The sequence below is a fragment of the Phoenicibacter congonensis genome (assembly GCF_902386915.1).
In the GTDB taxonomy this organism is placed as follows: Bacteria; Actinomycetota; Coriobacteriia; order Coriobacteriales; family Eggerthellaceae; genus Phoenicibacter; species Phoenicibacter congonensis.
Genome location: NZ_LR698997.1, coordinates 330365 through 346401, shown reverse-complemented (window position 1 = coordinate 346401; position 16037 = coordinate 330365). Strand labels below are relative to the sequence as shown.

At 42.9% G+C, this 16037-nt stretch carries 16 protein-coding genes and 2 tRNA genes; 8 read left to right on the top strand and 10 right to left on the bottom strand.

What is annotated here, in order from left to right; translation table 11 throughout:
• Window positions 1-186: 186 nt before the first annotated feature.
• From dnaB to FXZ76_RS01470, 8 genes are all read right to left on the bottom strand, one after another.
• The gene (dnaB, locus tag FXZ76_RS01505; RefSeq protein WP_079535367.1) at window positions 187-1608 is read right to left on the bottom strand and encodes a replicative DNA helicase; all 1422 of its coding nucleotides are present in this window, start codon (window positions 1606-1608) and stop codon (window positions 187-189) included.
• A 2-nt stretch (window positions 1609-1610) separates the two neighbouring features.
• Window positions 1611-2153, bottom strand: a complete 543-nt coding sequence (gene rplI, locus FXZ76_RS01500) for a 50S ribosomal protein L9 (protein WP_079535366.1) — start codon at window positions 2151-2153, stop codon at window positions 1611-1613.
• Between the two features lie 8 nt (window positions 2154-2161).
• Window positions 2162-2422, bottom strand: coding sequence for a 30S ribosomal protein S18 (rpsR, locus tag FXZ76_RS01495; RefSeq protein WP_079535365.1), 261 nt, complete (start codon window positions 2420-2422; stop codon window positions 2162-2164).
• Window positions 2423-2448: 26 nt separating this feature from the next.
• Complete coding sequence (locus FXZ76_RS01490) at window positions 2449-2889, bottom strand: single-stranded DNA-binding protein (protein ID WP_079535364.1); 441 nt, start codon at window positions 2887-2889, stop codon at window positions 2449-2451.
• 17 nt (window positions 2890-2906) lie between these two features.
• On the bottom strand, window positions 2907-3200 hold the full coding sequence (gene rpsF / locus FXZ76_RS01485) for a 30S ribosomal protein S6 (RefSeq protein WP_079535363.1): 294 nt from the start codon (window positions 3198-3200) through the stop codon (window positions 2907-2909).
• Between the two features lie 365 nt (window positions 3201-3565).
• Window positions 3566-4030, bottom strand: coding sequence for a hypothetical protein (locus FXZ76_RS01480; protein WP_079535362.1), 465 nt, complete (start codon window positions 4028-4030; stop codon window positions 3566-3568).
• A 35-nt stretch (window positions 4031-4065) separates the two neighbouring features.
• Window positions 4066-4158: transfer RNA gene (locus FXZ76_RS01475), tRNA-Ser, on the bottom strand.
• Window positions 4159-4245: 87 nt separating this feature from the next.
• Window positions 4246-4337, bottom strand: a tRNA-Ser gene (locus FXZ76_RS01470).
• Window positions 4338-4438: 101 nt separating this feature from the next.
• On the opposite strand from FXZ76_RS01470, the gene FXZ76_RS01465 reads away from it, so the two are divergent.
• The 6 genes from FXZ76_RS01465 to lysA all read left to right on the top strand — a co-directional run bounded on the left by FXZ76_RS01465 (window position 4439) and on the right by lysA (window position 10282).
• Window positions 4439-4912, top strand: coding sequence for a pyridoxamine 5'-phosphate oxidase family protein (locus FXZ76_RS01465; protein WP_079535361.1), 474 nt, complete (start codon window positions 4439-4441; stop codon window positions 4910-4912).
• 388 nt (window positions 4913-5300) lie between these two features.
• Entirely contained in the window at window positions 5301-6185 is an 885-nt protein-coding gene (gene dapA, locus FXZ76_RS01460; RefSeq protein ID WP_079535360.1) for a 4-hydroxy-tetrahydrodipicolinate synthase, read from the top strand.
• Complete coding sequence (dapB, locus tag FXZ76_RS01455; RefSeq protein WP_079535359.1) at window positions 6186-6947, top strand: 4-hydroxy-tetrahydrodipicolinate reductase; 762 nt, start codon at window positions 6186-6188, stop codon at window positions 6945-6947. It begins immediately after the preceding gene.
• 11 nt (window positions 6948-6958) lie between these two features.
• Window positions 6959-7813 carry a diaminopimelate epimerase gene (gene dapF / locus FXZ76_RS01450; RefSeq protein ID WP_197682082.1) on the top strand — a complete coding sequence of 285 codons (855 nt, stop codon included), beginning with the start codon at window positions 6959-6961 and terminating at the stop codon, window positions 7811-7813.
• The gene (locus tag FXZ76_RS01445; protein ID WP_079535358.1) at window positions 7803-8984 is read left to right on the top strand and encodes an LL-diaminopimelate aminotransferase; all 1182 of its coding nucleotides are present in this window, start codon (window positions 7803-7805) and stop codon (window positions 8982-8984) included. Before dapF ends, FXZ76_RS01445 begins: the two co-directional genes overlap by 11 nt.
• A 2-nt stretch (window positions 8985-8986) precedes the next feature.
• Entirely contained in the window at window positions 8987-10282 is a 1296-nt protein-coding gene (gene lysA / locus FXZ76_RS01440; protein ID WP_079535357.1) for a diaminopimelate decarboxylase, read from the top strand.
• Window positions 10283-10612: 330 nt separating this feature from the next.
• Here lysA and FXZ76_RS01435 read toward each other — a convergent pair whose 3' ends face one another.
• Entirely contained in the window at window positions 10613-11956 is a 1344-nt protein-coding gene (locus FXZ76_RS01435) for an MFS transporter (protein WP_079535356.1), read from the bottom strand.
• A 146-nt stretch (window positions 11957-12102) separates the two neighbouring features.
• The gene (locus FXZ76_RS01430) at window positions 12103-13248 is read right to left on the bottom strand and encodes a serine/threonine protein kinase (RefSeq protein ID WP_079535355.1); all 1146 of its coding nucleotides are present in this window, start codon (window positions 13246-13248) and stop codon (window positions 12103-12105) included.
• A gap of 308 nt (window positions 13249-13556) precedes the next feature.
• Here FXZ76_RS01430 and FXZ76_RS01425 point away from each other — a divergent pair, with 308 nt between their 5' ends.
• Both FXZ76_RS01425 and FXZ76_RS01420 read left to right on the top strand, forming a co-directional pair.
• The gene (locus FXZ76_RS01425) at window positions 13557-14423 is read left to right on the top strand and encodes a DUF4190 domain-containing protein (RefSeq protein WP_079535354.1); all 867 of its coding nucleotides are present in this window, start codon (window positions 13557-13559) and stop codon (window positions 14421-14423) included.
• Between the two features lie 264 nt (window positions 14424-14687).
• The gene (locus tag FXZ76_RS01420) at window positions 14688-15821 is read left to right on the top strand and encodes a glutamate--tRNA ligase family protein (RefSeq protein ID WP_079535353.1); all 1134 of its coding nucleotides are present in this window, start codon (window positions 14688-14690) and stop codon (window positions 15819-15821) included.
• Window positions 15822-16037 lie beyond the last annotated feature (216 nt).

Here is a 16037-nt window from a genome sequence, read left to right as displayed (position 1 = left end):
ACTTCCTTTTTGATCCCGAACAAAAATCAGTTACAAAACATGTCAGACTTCTTTTGCAAACAATTAATTTCTAGATTTACAAAACATGTCAGACTTCAAAGTGAACTGCACTTTGGAAAATGATGTCAGACTTCAAAGAGAAATGACTTCAAAGTGAGATGAAGCTTCTAACGAAAATCCAACTATTTAGTTTTCGTAATTGTGACTTGCGTCTTGATCGAGATCGCCAAAACGAGTGAACTCGCCATTGAAAGAAAGCCAAATGTCTTTTTGAGGGCCGTTTCTGTGCTTAGCAACTTGAATGACTGCTTCTCCCATGTCGGGACGCTCTGAGGATTCGGCCTCTTCCTCGTTCATAGAGCGGTCGATAAAAAGCACGATGTCAGCGTCCTGCTCAATAGTGCCAGATTCACGGAGGTCAGAAAGCATTGGACGCTTCGATTTAGTGCCACGAGTCTCCACTGAACGATTTAACTGAGATAGGGCAAGAATTGGAACGCCAAGGTCTTTAGCCAAAACCTTCAACCCTCTCGTAATTTCACCAACTTCTACAGACCTGTTGCCATCACGTCTTGCGACTGGCGGCGTCATTAATTGTAAATAGTCAACAATTACGAGACCCTTTTTATCAGTGCCAATTATGTGTCTAAACTGCCTTCTAACTTTTGCTCGAGCTTCCAGAATTGACAAGCCCGGTGTGTCATCAATAAGCATGTCAAGATGCCCAAGTTCTTGCAAAGTTGGATTAATCTGCGACCAATCGGCAGCGCTCAACATTCCGCTTCTAATTTTTGACAGCTCAACTCCCGCCTCGGAAGAAAGGATTCTCTGAGTGAGCTGCTCTGCTGACATTTCCAAAGAGAAAAAAGCGACAGAAGTGCCCAGCTTTGCCGACTTAACAGCCATGTTAAGAGCAAAAGAAGTTTTTCCAACACCAGGACGCGCCGCAAGAACAATCACGTCCCCTGGCCTAAAACCGCAGAAAAGCTTGTCAATGTCTCGAAAGCCAGAAGGAACACCAAGAATTTCACCCTTGTGCTTCGCCAGCTTTTCAAGATCCTCCTTTGTGCTCACACACAATTCCTCCATACTTCTAAAGGAATTAGAAACACGTTTTTCAGTCACCTTGAATAATGCCGATTCTGCCTGACCAACAACCTCCGAAATTGAATCGGGACCATCGTAGGCAATTGCATTAATTTCAGCAGCAGCGGTAATCAAATCGCGCTGAATTGCCACTCGCTTGACGATCTCTGCATGATGTCGCCAGTTGACAATCGCAAAACTATTTTTAACCAAATCGGCAAGGTAGGTCGCATCTCCTGCCTGGGAAAGTCGTCCCGTAGCTTGGAGTTTGTCAGTTACTGTGATTAAATCTGGTTTCCCGCCATCTTTAACAATTTCAAAAATAGCCTCGAAAATGTTTCTATTGAGAGTATGTTTGAAGTTGCTAGCCTCTAAAATTACACAGACATCATCTGCAATTTCAGGCTTGACAAGACAAGCGGAAAGCACCGATTTTTCCGCTTCAAAATTACTAGGGAGCTCCCTGCTCGGCAAATCCGAGAAGGAAACTCCCAAAGGTGCGCCGTTAACAGCGGAAGGCAAAACTAGCCCTCAACATTTTCTGTGGATTCAACCTCGACAACCACCTCTTCAGCCTCTACAACTTCTGCAGCTGCTTCAGTTTCTGCCTTAGCCTCTTCTACATCATCTCCAACAACAACGGTAACAGTTCCGTTAATTGAACGATAGATATTTACGCCAACCTTGAACTCACCAACGGTCTTAATAGGCTTCTTGAGTTCAATTCTGCGTCTGTCAACTTCAATTTCATACTCATCTTTGATAGCAGAAGCAATCATGGCAGCAGTAACAGAACCAAAAAGAATTCCCTCTTCACCGACCTGAGCCTCAACATGAACTCGCATGTTGTTGAGCTTCTCAGCCAACTCATTGGCCTGAGCTACGCGATCGTTCTCACGCTTTTCAATGTTCGCACGGCGCTGCTCGAGCTGCTTAAGGTTTCCCTTAGTAGCCTTTACAGCAATGCCTTGACGGAGCAGGTAGTTGTTAGCAAAACCACGAGCAACATTAATAACGTCGCCTTCGCCGCCACGACCCTGCAACTCTTTAAGCAAAATAACTTGCATGGTCTCTCCTATCTCTTACGACGACCGCCACGACCAGCAACGGTAACCTCGCTGTATGGCAACAAAGCCATAACGCGAGCACGTTTAATAGCTGCAGCAATCTCTCTCTGATGTTTTGTGCAAGCACCAGTTACACGACGTGGTTTAATTTTGCCGCGCTCTGATGTGTATTTTTTGAGCATGTCTACATTTTTGTAGTCGACATGTTCAATGCCCTCTTTGCAGCATTGGCACTTCTTAGGGCGCACTTGTCTTTTATAATCGGCCATTTTTATCCCTTGTCTCTTTAATAAAACTAAAAAGGAACATCCTCGTCATAAACAGAACTATCTTCATTCACAACTGGTGTGACAGGTGCAGAATATGCGCCTTTGTCTGGAGAACTAGAAGGAGTTACCCCTCCACCTTGGCGAGAACTGAATAGGTCAATTTCATCGACGATAACTTCGATTTTGTTTCTTTTTTGCCCTTCAGTTTCCCACGCGGAATAACGAAGTTTGCCTTCGATTGCAACTTTAGTACCCTTCTTTAAAAATGGGCTTAAGCCTTCTGCTCTTTTGCCAAACAAAACACAATTAATGTAGTTGGCATAATCTTCATACTCACCAGTAGATGCATTCTTAACTCGATCGTTCACAGCAACACCGATAGTCGAAACTGCCGTGCCTCCTGAAGTGTATCTGACCTCAGCGTCTCGAGTTAAATTTCCTGAAATTACAACTTTATTGATGCTCATAAAACCCCCAATCTAAATTATTTAGCTTCAGGGCATGATGTAATCATGTGACGAACAACGTTGTCGCTAATTCTCAACACGCGGTCGAGCTCTGCGATCTGGTCTTCGTTTGCATGAAAGTTAACGAGAGTGTAATCTGCTTCGGTCAACTCACCAATTTCATAGGCCAACTTGCGTTTGCCCCAGTTATCAATGTTGTCAACAGTTCCGTTTTCCTCTTCAATAACTCCTGCGATACGTTTTGAAACTGCTTCGCGAGCTTCCTCTTCGAGTGTAGGAGAAACAAAATACAGCAATTCATATGCCTTCATGAACTCACCTCCTCTGGTCTAACATCGGCCTCGGTTTGGTGTATGTGATTCCGAGGCAGGTTTTTAAGCTCAGTCATTATATCACAGCATAACTTCTGTCAATTTAATATAGGCTCACAAATTGTAGCTAGCCTTCTCTGAACTAAGAGCAAAGACGAGCAATCGACTCAATCAAACATCATGCCAGGTTGATAAATGAATCCTTTCTTCCTCATAGACTAATAAATCAGTGACTAATCGTTGGCCGATTAATTCCGATTAATCAAATTACCTACGAGTTTAGTTTGAACATTCCAATTTTTAAAGAAAGAATTGGCATCAAAAACATGAATGAACAGTGAAGAAAAACTCAGCGAACGGGGCATCTATTCCTTGAAGAAATTTGGTGCCTCTCCCAAAAAAATTAATTCGTTCTCAAAATCGAAAGAAAGTTGTCCGTTTTCGGCATCACCAGTTGTTTTATAGGGAAGCGCAATGGCAAATCCAGTCTTTTCACCTGGCAGCGCACCTTCGCAAATTACCACATCTTTTTCGCCATTGTCGGTTTCAACAAATCCGTCATAACAAAACGCATATGAAATTGCATTCTCTGTAGATCGCACCTTATCGAACGCGCTGTCAAAAGCTTCGTCTGCATTCTCGGCAATGTGAGCTTCCATCAAGACCTCATCGCCTACCACAATCGCGGTAAAAGGGGCAAAACTCTCACCGTGAACTGCTGTTTCTAATATCTTTTTGCCTTCTTCGAGAGCATAAACCAAATTGTTAGTCAGGTTCTCTGGAATGTCTTCATATTCCACATCGCCAAGTTTTATATCTCTGTCTTGCATTGATTTCCTCACAGTAACGGTGACCAACAGAAAAATGGCGGAGGGGCAGGGATTCGAACCCTGGGTACAACAATCAGCTGCACAACGATTTTCGAGACCGCCGCATTCAACCGCTCTGCCACCCCTCCACGTGTGCGTTTTAATAATCTTGCCTGCAAAACCAACTAATTAGCCTTAGAAAGCATTAATTCGATAGTTTCGTGTGCGGGCAAATCTGGCGGAGAGATAGGGATTCGAACCCTAGATACCCTTTTGGGGCATACACGATTTCCAATCGTGCTCCTTCGGCCAGCTCGGACATCTCTCCTCTTTAAAACCGCCTGCTAATTATAGCATTCCTATAATTTACAAAACATGTCAGACTTCTTTCTTAATAATGAAATAAACCAAGATTCTAAGGAGCCCTAAATGAGAAGAAGCAACCGAGAAGTGACTTCAATTGAGGACATCAAAGAAATAATTAACGAGTGTAAGGTGATGCGCCTAGCGGTTCAAGACGCGGAAGGAATTTACATCGTGCCATTGAATTTCGGATATGAGTTTGAAGATGGAGTTTGGACTTTTTATTATCACAGTGCAAACGAAGGGCGAAAAATTGACGCACTCACTAAAAACCCAACAGTTGCGTTTGAGCTTGACTGCGAGGGCGAATTGATGGAATCGGAAAAAGCATGTGCCTATTCATATCGGTTTGCATCTGTGATGGGAAATGGAACAGTTTCGTTTCTTGAAGGAAAAGAAAAGGCTCACGGCCTGGCAATTCTCATGAATCATCAGACGGGAAAGCACTTCCAATTCTCAGAAAACGAAACGCAAAATGTTTCTGTTTTTACTGTCAAATCGACGTCATTAACAGCAAAAGCACATCGCCCCGAGCAATAAAGACCAGCCATCTAACAGTTTAAAATTCATGTCAGACTTCATTGACGAAGCAAACTGTTGCACTTAAATTTCATGTCAGACTTAAATTTTTAAACAATCAACGAAGCAAAAACAGCTCTAATTTGAAGCCAAGCTTCAATAACAAGGCAGCCTGATTCACTTAAATTTCATGTCAGACTTCAAATTTCATCGCAAGTCTGGCATGGCTTGAAAGAATTGTTTCAAACATATGAACACCGATGAAAACTTTAAAAAAGTGCAGGCTAAACTATAATTTTAGAAGTTTTACAGAACATGTCAGACTTCATAGTTAAACGAGAGAATTGCGAAGAATTGACGTGTTTAAAGGTAAATAAAATCAATCGTGCATTTTAATAAGGGGGCAAAAATGACAGAACCAATTTTTCAAGGAGTAGCAACTGCACTCATTACGCCTTTCAAAGACGGGAAAGTCGATTATGATGCATTTGGCAAATTCGTTGACTGGCAAATTGAAAGTGGCGTCGATGCACTAGTAGTGTGCGGAACAACAGGCGAAGGCTCAACGCTCACCGACGAAGAACATCGTGAATGCATTAAATTCGTCGTCGAACACACTGATGGTCGTGTGCCAGTTATAGCGGGCACAGGTTCAAACGACACAGCCTATGCAATCGACCTCTCTAAAGCTGCTTGTGAAATGGGTGCTGACGCTCTCCTCGTTGTAACTCCTTATTACAATAAGGCAACTCAAGCTGGCCTCGTGGAGACTTTCACAAAAATTGCCGAGGTCAGCACGAAACCAATCATCCTCTATAACGTCCCCTCCCGCACAGGAGTTAACATCGCACCTTCAACCTATGAGGCGCTGATGAGCAATGACAAAATAGCAGGCATCAAAGAGGCAAACGGCGATGTTGTGAGCGTTATTGACACGCTTCATCGCATTGGCGACAACATGTCTCTATACAGCGGAAACGACGATCAGATTACTGCAATCATGTCACTTGGAGGCAAGGGCGTTATTTCCGTTCTTTCCAATGTGATTCCAAAAGAAACTTCCGAAATTGCTCATGCCGCGCTCAACGGAGACTTTAAAAAATCAGCTGAACTTCAAATCAAGTATTTTGACCTCATCAAGGCGCTTTTCAGCGAAGTAAATCCAATTCCAGTGAAAGCCGCATGTGCTCATCTGGGTTGGTGCGAGAACTCTTTGAGGCTTCCGCTGACGCCAATGAGCAAAGAAAAAGAAGAAGTGTTGGTGTCGGTCATGAAACAACACGGGGTGATTTAAGTGCGAATTATTCTCACTGGTGCCCTTGGACGCATGGGGCAAAAGGTCATCGAAGCTATTAATCAAAACGATGATTTACAACTTGTCTTGGCAGTGGACATTAACAAGAGTGAAAACACAGAATTCTCACAGTGTCCTCTGGCATCTTCTCTAGAGGATAAGCAGGCTCAAAACATCGAGGCGGACTGCCTGATTGACTTTTCATTCCACACAAGCGCTCCCGAGATAGCACAATTTATTACGAAAACAAAAATTCCTGCGGTCATAGCGACAACGGGGCACACAGAGGAAGAGACAAAAGTTATCGAAGCAGCGGCGCAATTCGCTCCTGTCTTTTTCGCTGGAAACATGAGTGTGGGTGTGGGTCTAACTTCGAAGTTGGCATGCGAGGTCGCCACAATGTTTCCTGACGCCGACTGCGAAATTGTCGAATCTCACCACAACAAAAAAGTGGACTCACCATCTGGCACAGCACTTATGATTGCTCGCGCAATTCAACATGCGCGAGGCGGCGGTGAAATTGTTTGCGGCAGAAGCGGTATGGAGCCAAGAGAGCCTGGACAAATTGGAGTCAGCGCAATGCGACTCGGGAATATTGTCGGCGAACACACAATTATTTTTGATACAGGCACCCAAGCTATCGAAATTAAACACACATCGCATGACCGTGCACTTTTTGCCGACGGAGCAATTGACGCAGCACGCTTTCTCCAGGGAAAAGAAAACAAACTTTGGAAAATGGAGGATTTGCTTTGCAAATAAAATTCACCAAAATGCACGGTTGCGCAAATGACTACATTTATATAAACTGCCTTGAAAAAATGGATTTCGACCCATGCAAGCTAGCAAAGGTTATGTCTCCCCGCCATTTTTCCGTTGGCGCTGACGGGGTTGTTTGCATTTGTCCAAGTTGTGTTGCAGATGCAAAAATGCGCATGTTCAACCTCGATGGCACAGAAGGAAAAATGTGCGGAAATGCAATTCGTTGCGTTGGAAAATACCTATATGACAACGGCATTTGCTCTAAAGACAGAATCACAATTGAAACGTTAAGTGGCCTTAAAACTCTCGCATTAAATGTCGAGAATGGAAGAGTTGTGAGCGTCTCAGTTCAAATGGGCAAGGCTAACTTTGAGCCAAAAGAAATCCCGATCACCAGCGATGAGCCAGTGATTCTCAAAAGCATCGATGTTTCTGGCAAAGCATGGAAAATAACGGCTGTAAGCATGGGGAATCCACATTCCGTAATTGTAACTAAAAACATAGGTAACCCTGCAGCTGAGGACATTGATATCGACACTCTAGATTTGGAAAAAATCGGACCTGAGTTTGAAAACTATTCACTTTTCCCAGAAAGAGTAAATACAGAGTTTATTGAAATTATCGACCGCAGACACATAAAAATGCGAGTTTGGGAACGCGGAAGCGGAGAGACCTATGCCTGCGGAACTGGAGCTTGCGCTTCCGTCGCTGCTTGCGTTAAAAATGGATTTCTTGATGCAAATGAGCCAGTTGCTGTCGATTTAATCGGGGGCACTTTGTATATTAAGTGTGACGATAATTATGAAATTGAAATGACGGGGCCTGCAACGAAGGTCTACGAAGGGGTTTTTGAATATGAAAATTAACGTAAACGAGAATTTCAAAACGTTCAAAGATAACTATTTATTTGTGGAATGTGCGAACAAAATTGCCGCATACCAAAAAGATAACCCTAAGGCAAAAATAATCAAGCTTAGCATTGGAGATGTGACGCGCCCTCTGCCTAGCGTTGTCATCGATGCGTTAAAAAAAGCTGTTGAAGAACAAGCTCAAGCCGAGACTTTCCGCGGATATGCTCCTGAAAGCGGTTATGATTTCACGCGCGTTGCGGTCGCAAATTATTATGCGCGCAGAGGAACAAACGTCGACTCCAGCGAAGTGTTTATTTCTGATGGCGCAAAATCGGACTGTGGAAACGTGCTCGATCTTTTGGGTCACAACCAAATATATGTGCCTGACCCAGTTTATCCTGCCTATGTTGATGCAAACATTATGCAAGGAAATCACGTTTTCTACATCCCAGGAACTCTAGAAAATGAATTTGCCCCAATGCCAACTTCCGACATCGAATGCGGAAGCGTAATCTACATTTGCTCGCCAAACAATCCAACGGGCAGCGTTTACAATCGAGAGCAGCTAACAGAATGGGTGAATTTCGCAAACGAGCACGGTTGTTTAATTATTTTCGACTCTGCATATGAAGCTTTCGTAACAGGTGAGAACCCCAGGAGCATTTATGAAATCGAAGGTGCAAGAACTTGTGCGTTAGAAATCTGTTCCTTGTCAAAAACGGCAGGCTTTACAGGCACAAGATGTGGATGGATGATTGTTCCGAAAGAGCTCGAGGCTAACGGTCTTAACTTCAACAAAGCGTGGTCGCGCCGCCAAGCAACAAGATTTAATGGTGTTCCATACATCATTCAACGCGCCGCGCAAGCCGCACTTTCAGAAGAAGGAATGAAAGTTTGCATGGAAAACATCGAATATTACAAGGCAAACGCTGCAAAAATGAGTGAATTCTTGACAAGAAAAGGAATCAAGTTTACTGGCGGAATCAATTCACCATACATTTGGATGCAAACAAAAGATAATACGCCAAGTTGGGATTTCTTCGATTATCTGCTCAATGAAGCCCAAATCGCAGGAACGCCTGGCGTGGGCTTTGGCGCACAAGGCGAAGGCTTTTTCCGCATCACATCGTTTGGAAAAGCGGAAGATTATGACGAAGCGATTGCTCGACTCGAAAGGATTCTGTAAACATGCTTCACAAGAACTTAAGCATAAACGAAAAGGGACATCTCGAGTTCGCTGGCGTAGACACAACTGTTGTTGCAAAGGAATATGGCACACCCGCATACCTCATTGATGAGAATATGGTTTTGGAGAACTTCAAGACCTACCAAAATGCAATGAAAACTCACATGGGTGAAGGGTCAAAGCCTCTATTCGCTAGCAAAGCACTCTCTTACACTGGCATTTATCGACTGATTAGTGAGGTTGGTGGGTGCATCGACATTGTCTCACCTGGCGAGCTATACACTGCAGTAAACGCAGGGTTCGACATGAGCAATGCGTTTTTTCACGGCTCAAACAAAACGAATGCTGACATCGCATATGGGCTAAAAGAGGGAGTGGGATATTTCATCGTTGACAACGTTTTTGAGCTAGAGGAAATATCCAAGCAAGCAAAGGACCTTGGGATTACGCAGAAAATTCTGCTTCGGGTAACGCCCGGGATTGATCCTCACACGCATGCAAAAATCAACACTGGCAAGGTTGATTCGAAGTTTGGCGCGCCCATCGAAACTGGCATGGCAGAAAAGCTATTTTGCAAAGTAATGGAAACACCAAACGTCTCTCTGGAGGGTTTCCACAGCCACATTGGGTCGCAAATCTTTGAGATAGAACCGTTTAGCGATGCAGCGAGAATTATGCTCGAATTCGTCGCGATGCTACATGATAAATATGGCTTTGACACGAACTATTTAAACCTTGGTGGCGGCTTTGGCGTTCAGTACACAAAAGATGATCCGCAAATCGATTATGCAGAGAGAATTGAGAAACTGAGCGCAGAAATCAAAGAGCACTGCAGAGACTTTGGAATCAAACAACCAAACATATTGATGGAGCCTGGCCGCTCTATTGTTGCCGCCGCAGGTCTTACAATCTATGAAATTGGAGCAACTAAAGAAATCGAAGGATTCAAAAACTATGCAAGCGTAGATGGCGGAATGACAGATAACCCCAGATATGCTCTTTATCAATCGCCCTACACTTGCGTTCTTGCAAACAAAATGAACGAAAAATGCGATTTTGTGTGCACAATCGCAGGCAGATGCTGCGAAAGTGGTGATTTGATTCAAGAAAACGTCGCAATTCCAGAACCCTCTCGTGGAGACATCCTTGCGGTGCTTTGCACAGGCGCATATAACTACTCAATGGCATCGAACTATAATCGCATACCTCGCCCTCCAATCATCGCTATTCGCGACGGTAAAGCGAGAATTGCAGTCAGACGCGAAACATATGCCGACTTGTGTTCACTCGACGAATAAGCGAAACGTAATCAAATACAAAAAATCTTAAACATTTCATGCCAGACTCAAATTGCCAAAAATGAAGTCTGGCATGATTTTTTAATCACTATTACTTCATAAGGGCGCTCGTCGCAGCATCTAAGTAATTTACAAAACATGTCAAACTTAAGAAGCGACTCATTTACAAATAAAGTCTGACATCATTTGTAAATTTAAATTCATGTCAGACTTCCGCTTGAACATTGTTTTAAATTCATGTCAGACTTCCGCTTGAACAGTTTTAAATTCATGTCAGACTTCAAATTGAGCGGGAGGAATTTAAGCGTTTTGGGGAGAATTAAAAAATATTTAGTTGTCGATTACGACGTCGCTCAGCTCGGTGTTAGAGTGTTCGCGTGAGCAAATGATTGCAATGAGAGCAATTACAGCAACGCCGATAAAATAAAATGCAGGTGCAAGTTCGTTTCCCGTGAAGTTCACCAGCCAAAGAGAGATTGCTGAACAGCTTCCGCCGAACAATGCGTTTGCAAGGTTAAACGTGAAAGCAAATCCAGTAAATCGCACTTCCGTCGGGAATTGTTCAGAAAGATAGCTTGCTAGCGTTCCGTCGTTTATACACAAAAGCAAAGCCATAAAAAGTTCTGAGAGCAAAATCAAAATAAAAATCTGACTGTTCAAAATCATGTAACAGGGCACCGTAAACAAAATGAAGCCGACAGCCGCTAGAATCAACATTTTCTTTCTTCCAAAGTGATCAGAAATCCAACCAGAAAGGAAGATCAAAGCAATGTAGGCAAGCAAAACAATATTAGTGATTAACGTTGCAGAAACAGAATCATATTCAACGACTGTTTCAAGATAGCTAGGCATAAAGGTGAGAACTGCATAAAATCCAATAGCATTTAGCATTGCTGAGCCAAAACAAATGAGCGTAGTTTTGGGGTATTTAAAAAGAACATCACGAACAGGCGTTTTTGCTTTTGTGCCATCGCCACCACGCTCAGCATCATGCGCCATTTTTTCATAAACAGGAGAATCCTGAAGATGAACGCGAATGTAGTTAGTTATCCAGCCAAGTGGAAGAGCCAAAAGAAATGGAATTCGCCATCCCCATGAAGTGACAAATTCAGAATTAGAGCCACCACAAACTGCAAACATCGCCATAGCAAAAAGTGAGCCAACGAACAATCCTGTTGCAGTCGAAGCTGGAACGGCTGAAACATAAAGCCCACGCTTATTAACAGGTGCATATTCGGCAATAAAAGTTGATGCACCAGCATACTCTCCAGAAGCAGAAAAACTCTGCACGCATCTGCAAAGAAGCAACAGTAACGGAGCAGCTAACCCAATTGAATGATAGCCTGGCAAGCAACCCATACAAAACGTTGCAGTCGTCATGACAAGAATAGAGATGGAAAGCGTCCACTTGCGGCCTTTTTTATCACCCATGTTTCCCCAGAACAAAGCACCAATAGGGCGAACTAAGAAAGACAAGGCAAAAAGAGCAAAAGCCATCATAGTATTAACAATGGGGTCGCCTTCAGGAAAGAAAACAATCCCGATTGTGACAGCGAAATAAGAATAACTCGCATAATCAAACCACTCAATAAAATTTCCAAGAAAAGACGAAAACACGACTTTCTTGAGCATCGCGTGCTTTTCGTGATCTGATATGTTTTGAATATCCGCCATAAAAGAAAAAGGGTTCCTCAAAAGGAACCCTTTGCATTATAACAGGTTATTCGCCTAATCCAAAGCTCAGGCAGTACACAAGGTTAAATCACCTATTTTCATATAAGGTTTAACCACGATGAAACAGCCATAACTCTTAGTCGAATTTAATCCCACATCTCAGGACGAACAAGCGTAGTGTCCTTGACACGATTTGGGAAGTAATCCTCGCATCCACCTTCACGATATACGTCAGCAGTGCAGCAATGCAAACCTCCACCAAATGGATATGCATCACGCAAATCGCAAGGAATAACATTCATGCCGAGTTTGTCCATTTGCTCCATCTGATATTTCTCAGAAGCCTCGACAACGACTGTCTTTGGATCAAGGACGAGGCAGTTCATTGACAGCCAAACGCTTGAATAGCATAGCTCTGGTGGCTCACTGTGGGCAGGTTGCGCAGCTTCAACAATTTGCCAATCGTTTGCCTCGAAGATTGCGCGTTGCTCTTCAGGCAATGGACGAACTGGATTGTTGATAATCAGACCTGGACGCAGAGGTACAAAAGTAGCATCGATGTGAATTGGGTAAGGATCGCCAGGGAAGTTGACGGCATGAATACGAAGATCAGGATAGTATCTTTGCATCCAATCCATAGCAGCGCGGTTTGTCGTCAAACCATGCTGAACAAAGATGTCTTTGCCCATGCGCATCCAGTCAGCTGCATCCCACATTGGCTCAACTTCAGTCGTAACAAAGTCTTTTGCAGCGGTGCGCTTGAGTCTTTCCTCGAGAGAAATTGACTCGTCGTAATAATTGTGCTTGTATGATTTGTCGGTCAAGCGAGGTCTAGGAGCCTGAGTCCACTTGAACTCTGGGTCTTCCTCGAAGTACTGTTCCATCAAAGGCCAATATGCTAGATATTCAAAATAACGGCATCTGAAAGAGTTGGCAGAAGCCATGATTTCATTGCCAACCGTCAAAAGAATGTCACGAGGAGGCATGCATCCCATCATTGAGTCGTTGGTGAAGTCTGGTGTGCCAATCTTTTGATTCCATTGAAGAGGAGTTGGGCGGTCAACCTTAATTCCGCGATCCTCCAAAATCTTTACAAGGCGATCGAGTGCTGCGTTACCAGCCTCAACTGTGCGAAGTGGGCGAAGTCCCCACATTCCACGCATGTCAGAATCGACAGGAACCTTTTCAGAAGTTGCAGGCTCCTCAGGTGGGATCATTCCGTTGTCACAGCGTCCAACGATGACATGCTTCAGCGGGTCCCAGTCATTCCAAGAATTAACAATTTTGGTCATTATGCCCCCTTAAAAAACTCAACGACGCACATAAAATATGCGCTTTTAATAGCGAATATAAGATAGCACAACTAAGTGTCGTACATCGCACATGCGTTTTACAAACCATGTCAGACTTAAATTTGAAACAAATAGTAGTTTTTAAAATTTATGTCAGACTTAAAACTAGAAAGCACAATTTCCCCTCAAAATAAAAGTCAGACCTGCCTGGAACAGGCAATTCCGAAATTTACAAACGATGTCAGACTTAAATTTGAAACTGCAATTTTGATAAAATTAAAAGATGCAGAGTTAAAGAAAGAGGAAGCATGGACACAGAAAACAACAACAGTGTTTCACAAGAAACTTCCAATCAAAGCGCATGTCAACAGCATCAAGAACCATCAAGCGAGAATCAGAATTATCAACCACGCAACAATAATGCGCAGCCTCAGGGAGCAAGCTGGATGCCTGCACAACCTGGAAGAATTGTAGTGGACCCAAGCCTAATTCCAGAAAAAAAGACCGTTGGTCTTGCTGTCGCCGCACTTGTGCTGGGAATTGTTTCGCTTGTTTTTTCGGGAGTCCCTCTTCTAAATTTCATGATGATAGTTGTGGCAATTCTGGCAATAGTATTCGGAATTATCTCTCTCGTAAAAATTAGCAGAGATAAACTGCGCTTAAAAGGAAAAGGTTTGGCTATTACGGGTATAGTGACAGGAAGCCTTGCCCTAATTGTTTCAATCATAATGTGCATTCAATTGGTGCTGCTGGGCATAAGCTATTACCAGTTTAAAGATGCCTATGACTATGATCTAGATGACCTTTTTGAAGACGGTTCCTACCTCAACGATTCCCACTCAGATTACAATTCGCTCGATGACTTAGACGACTGGAAAGATGACTGCGAAATAACTTTAGGAGATTTTGTGGTTTCAAACATTGATGAGTTAAGCGTGTCGTCAACGTCTATGCCGGTGACAATTAAAAACAACAGTAAAACTACAAAATCATTCTTTGTAACGATTGAGGCAGTGGATGAAAACGGCGACAGGATTGCAGAAGACTACGCCTCTGCTTTAAAGCTCGCCCCTGAGCAATCAACAACTGTTTCAGCATTTACATATGTTGACGAAGACAAGCTTTCACAACTTAAAACTGCGACATTTAAAGTATTAGAAGCAGAAGATTACTAGACGATTAACGATATTTACCAAGCAGACTCTTTACTTTCTATAAAGCCTTCCTTGAAACACCAAAAGAATGATTTATCAAGAGAGGATGCCGAGTCAGCATAGCATATGATGTTTTGTCCATGGCCGTTAGATGACAAGATCGACAACTAGCAGTGCTCTACTATCATTGTGAATTAAAACGGCGACAATTTAGAAAAGAAAATGGCTTAATGAGCACATGCTTTTTAATCTTATTCCCGGACGCCAAGACACTGTCTATAAAAAATGCAGATAACTAAAAAATCAAACAGAGAAGAATTAAAGAAGTATACCGGACGCTTAGCACCTTCACCTTCTGGAAGAATGCATCTCGGCAACGTATTCTCATTCCTTATTGCATGGGCCGATGCACGCAAAAACAGCGGAGAATTGATTTTAAGAATCGACGACCTCGACGACCGTTGCAAAAATGCGAGCTTTCAGGAAACGCTAATCGATGACCTGAAATGGCTAGGGCTCGATTGGGACAATGGTCCAATTTATCAATCCTCAAGAATCGATGTTTATGAGGAAGTCTGGCATGCTTTTCAAAAGCATCAGCACATCTACCCTTGCTTTTGTTCACGTGCAGACTTGCACGCAGCCAGCGCACCACATGCCAGTGACGGTACGCCAATCTACTCGGGCAAATGTAGAAGTCTGACATCTTATGAAATCAATGAATTAGCATCGAAGAAGAAACCTGCCTATCGCGTTGAAGTACCAAACGAACGAGTTGGAATTCATGATAGGCTCCAGGGATTTTTTGCCCAAAACCTTGCGAAAGAATGTGGAGATATGATTCTTCGCAGGTCAGATGGGGTCTTTTCTTATCAATTCACAAACGCAATAGACGATGCTCTTCTCGGGGTCAACACAATCATTCGCGGAAACGACTTGTTAACTTCTGCGCCACGCGAAGTCTGGCTTATTTCTAAACTATTGAAAAGCATGCCAGACTTAAATAAAAGCAGTCAACTTTTTGACTTACAAAACATGTCAGACTTTCAAATTGAGATCAAAATTAACAATTTAAATTGCAAGCCAAACTTTAACGATAAACTCACAGAAACACATTCGCAATACAAGTCAGACTTGAAATCTAAGGTTAGTCTGAGCAGCGAGATTGATTTTGTACACGTACCAATGCTCGTAAACGAATCTGGCCAAAGACTGGCTAAACGTGACAAATCTCTAAATCTTGGCGAAATAAAGAACACAGGAGCAAAACCCGAAGACGTAGTTGGAACAATTGCGCAACTTTTAGGTCTGACATTAAATGAAAAAATGACAGCACAGGAATTCAAAGACGAATTCCGAATCGATTTACTTTTGAATAAATCACAAATTACAGTCCCCTCAAACACCTTCTTCGTCTAAATACAATTTGAATTTAAGTCAGACTTAAATTTTTAGGCATCAATAGAAAGTCTGACGTCATTTTAAAATTTGACTTTTATGTCAGACTTGAATTTAAAAACACATTCAGAACATGCCTACAAATATAAAAAGTCACTCAATAGCAGGTAATTCTGATCTGTCAGATAAATTAACAGAACATGCCAGACTTGCATCACAAGTGCTTTCAAATCATGC

Coding starts and splice junctions, on each gene's coding strand:
- FXZ76_RS01480 (WP_079535362.1), bottom strand. CDS start 4,030: ATGCAAGACAGAGATATAAAACTTGGCGATGTGGAATATGAAGACATT.
- rpsF (WP_079535363.1), bottom strand. CDS start 3,200: ATGAAGGCATATGAATTGCTGTATTTTGTTTCTCCTACACTCGAAGAG.
- dapF (WP_197682082.1), top strand. CDS start 6,959: ATGCACGGTTGCGCAAATGACTACATTTATATAAACTGCCTTGAAAAA.
- lysA (WP_079535357.1), top strand. CDS start 8,987: ATGCTTCACAAGAACTTAAGCATAAACGAAAAGGGACATCTCGAGTTC.
- rplI (WP_079535366.1), bottom strand. CDS start 2,153: ATGCAAGTTATTTTGCTTAAAGAGTTGCAGGGTCGTGGCGGCGAAGGC.
- FXZ76_RS01465 (WP_079535361.1), top strand. CDS start 4,439: ATGAGAAGAAGCAACCGAGAAGTGACTTCAATTGAGGACATCAAAGAA.
- FXZ76_RS01430 (WP_079535355.1), bottom strand. CDS start 13,248: ATGACCAAAATTGTTAATTCTTGGAATGACTGGGACCCGCTGAAGCAT.
- FXZ76_RS01420 (WP_079535353.1), top strand. CDS start 14,688: ATGCAGATAACTAAAAAATCAAACAGAGAAGAATTAAAGAAGTATACC.
- FXZ76_RS01425 (WP_079535354.1), top strand. CDS start 13,557: ATGGACACAGAAAACAACAACAGTGTTTCACAAGAAACTTCCAATCAA.
- dapA (WP_079535360.1), top strand. CDS start 5,301: ATGACAGAACCAATTTTTCAAGGAGTAGCAACTGCACTCATTACGCCT.
- FXZ76_RS01445 (WP_079535358.1), top strand. CDS start 7,803: ATGAAAATTAACGTAAACGAGAATTTCAAAACGTTCAAAGATAACTAT.
- FXZ76_RS01435 (WP_079535356.1), bottom strand. CDS start 11,956: ATGGCGGATATTCAAAACATATCAGATCACGAAAAGCACGCGATGCTC.
- rpsR (WP_079535365.1), bottom strand. CDS start 2,422: ATGGCCGATTATAAAAGACAAGTGCGCCCTAAGAAGTGCCAATGCTGC.
- FXZ76_RS01490 (WP_079535364.1), bottom strand. CDS start 2,889: ATGAGCATCAATAAAGTTGTAATTTCAGGAAATTTAACTCGAGACGCT.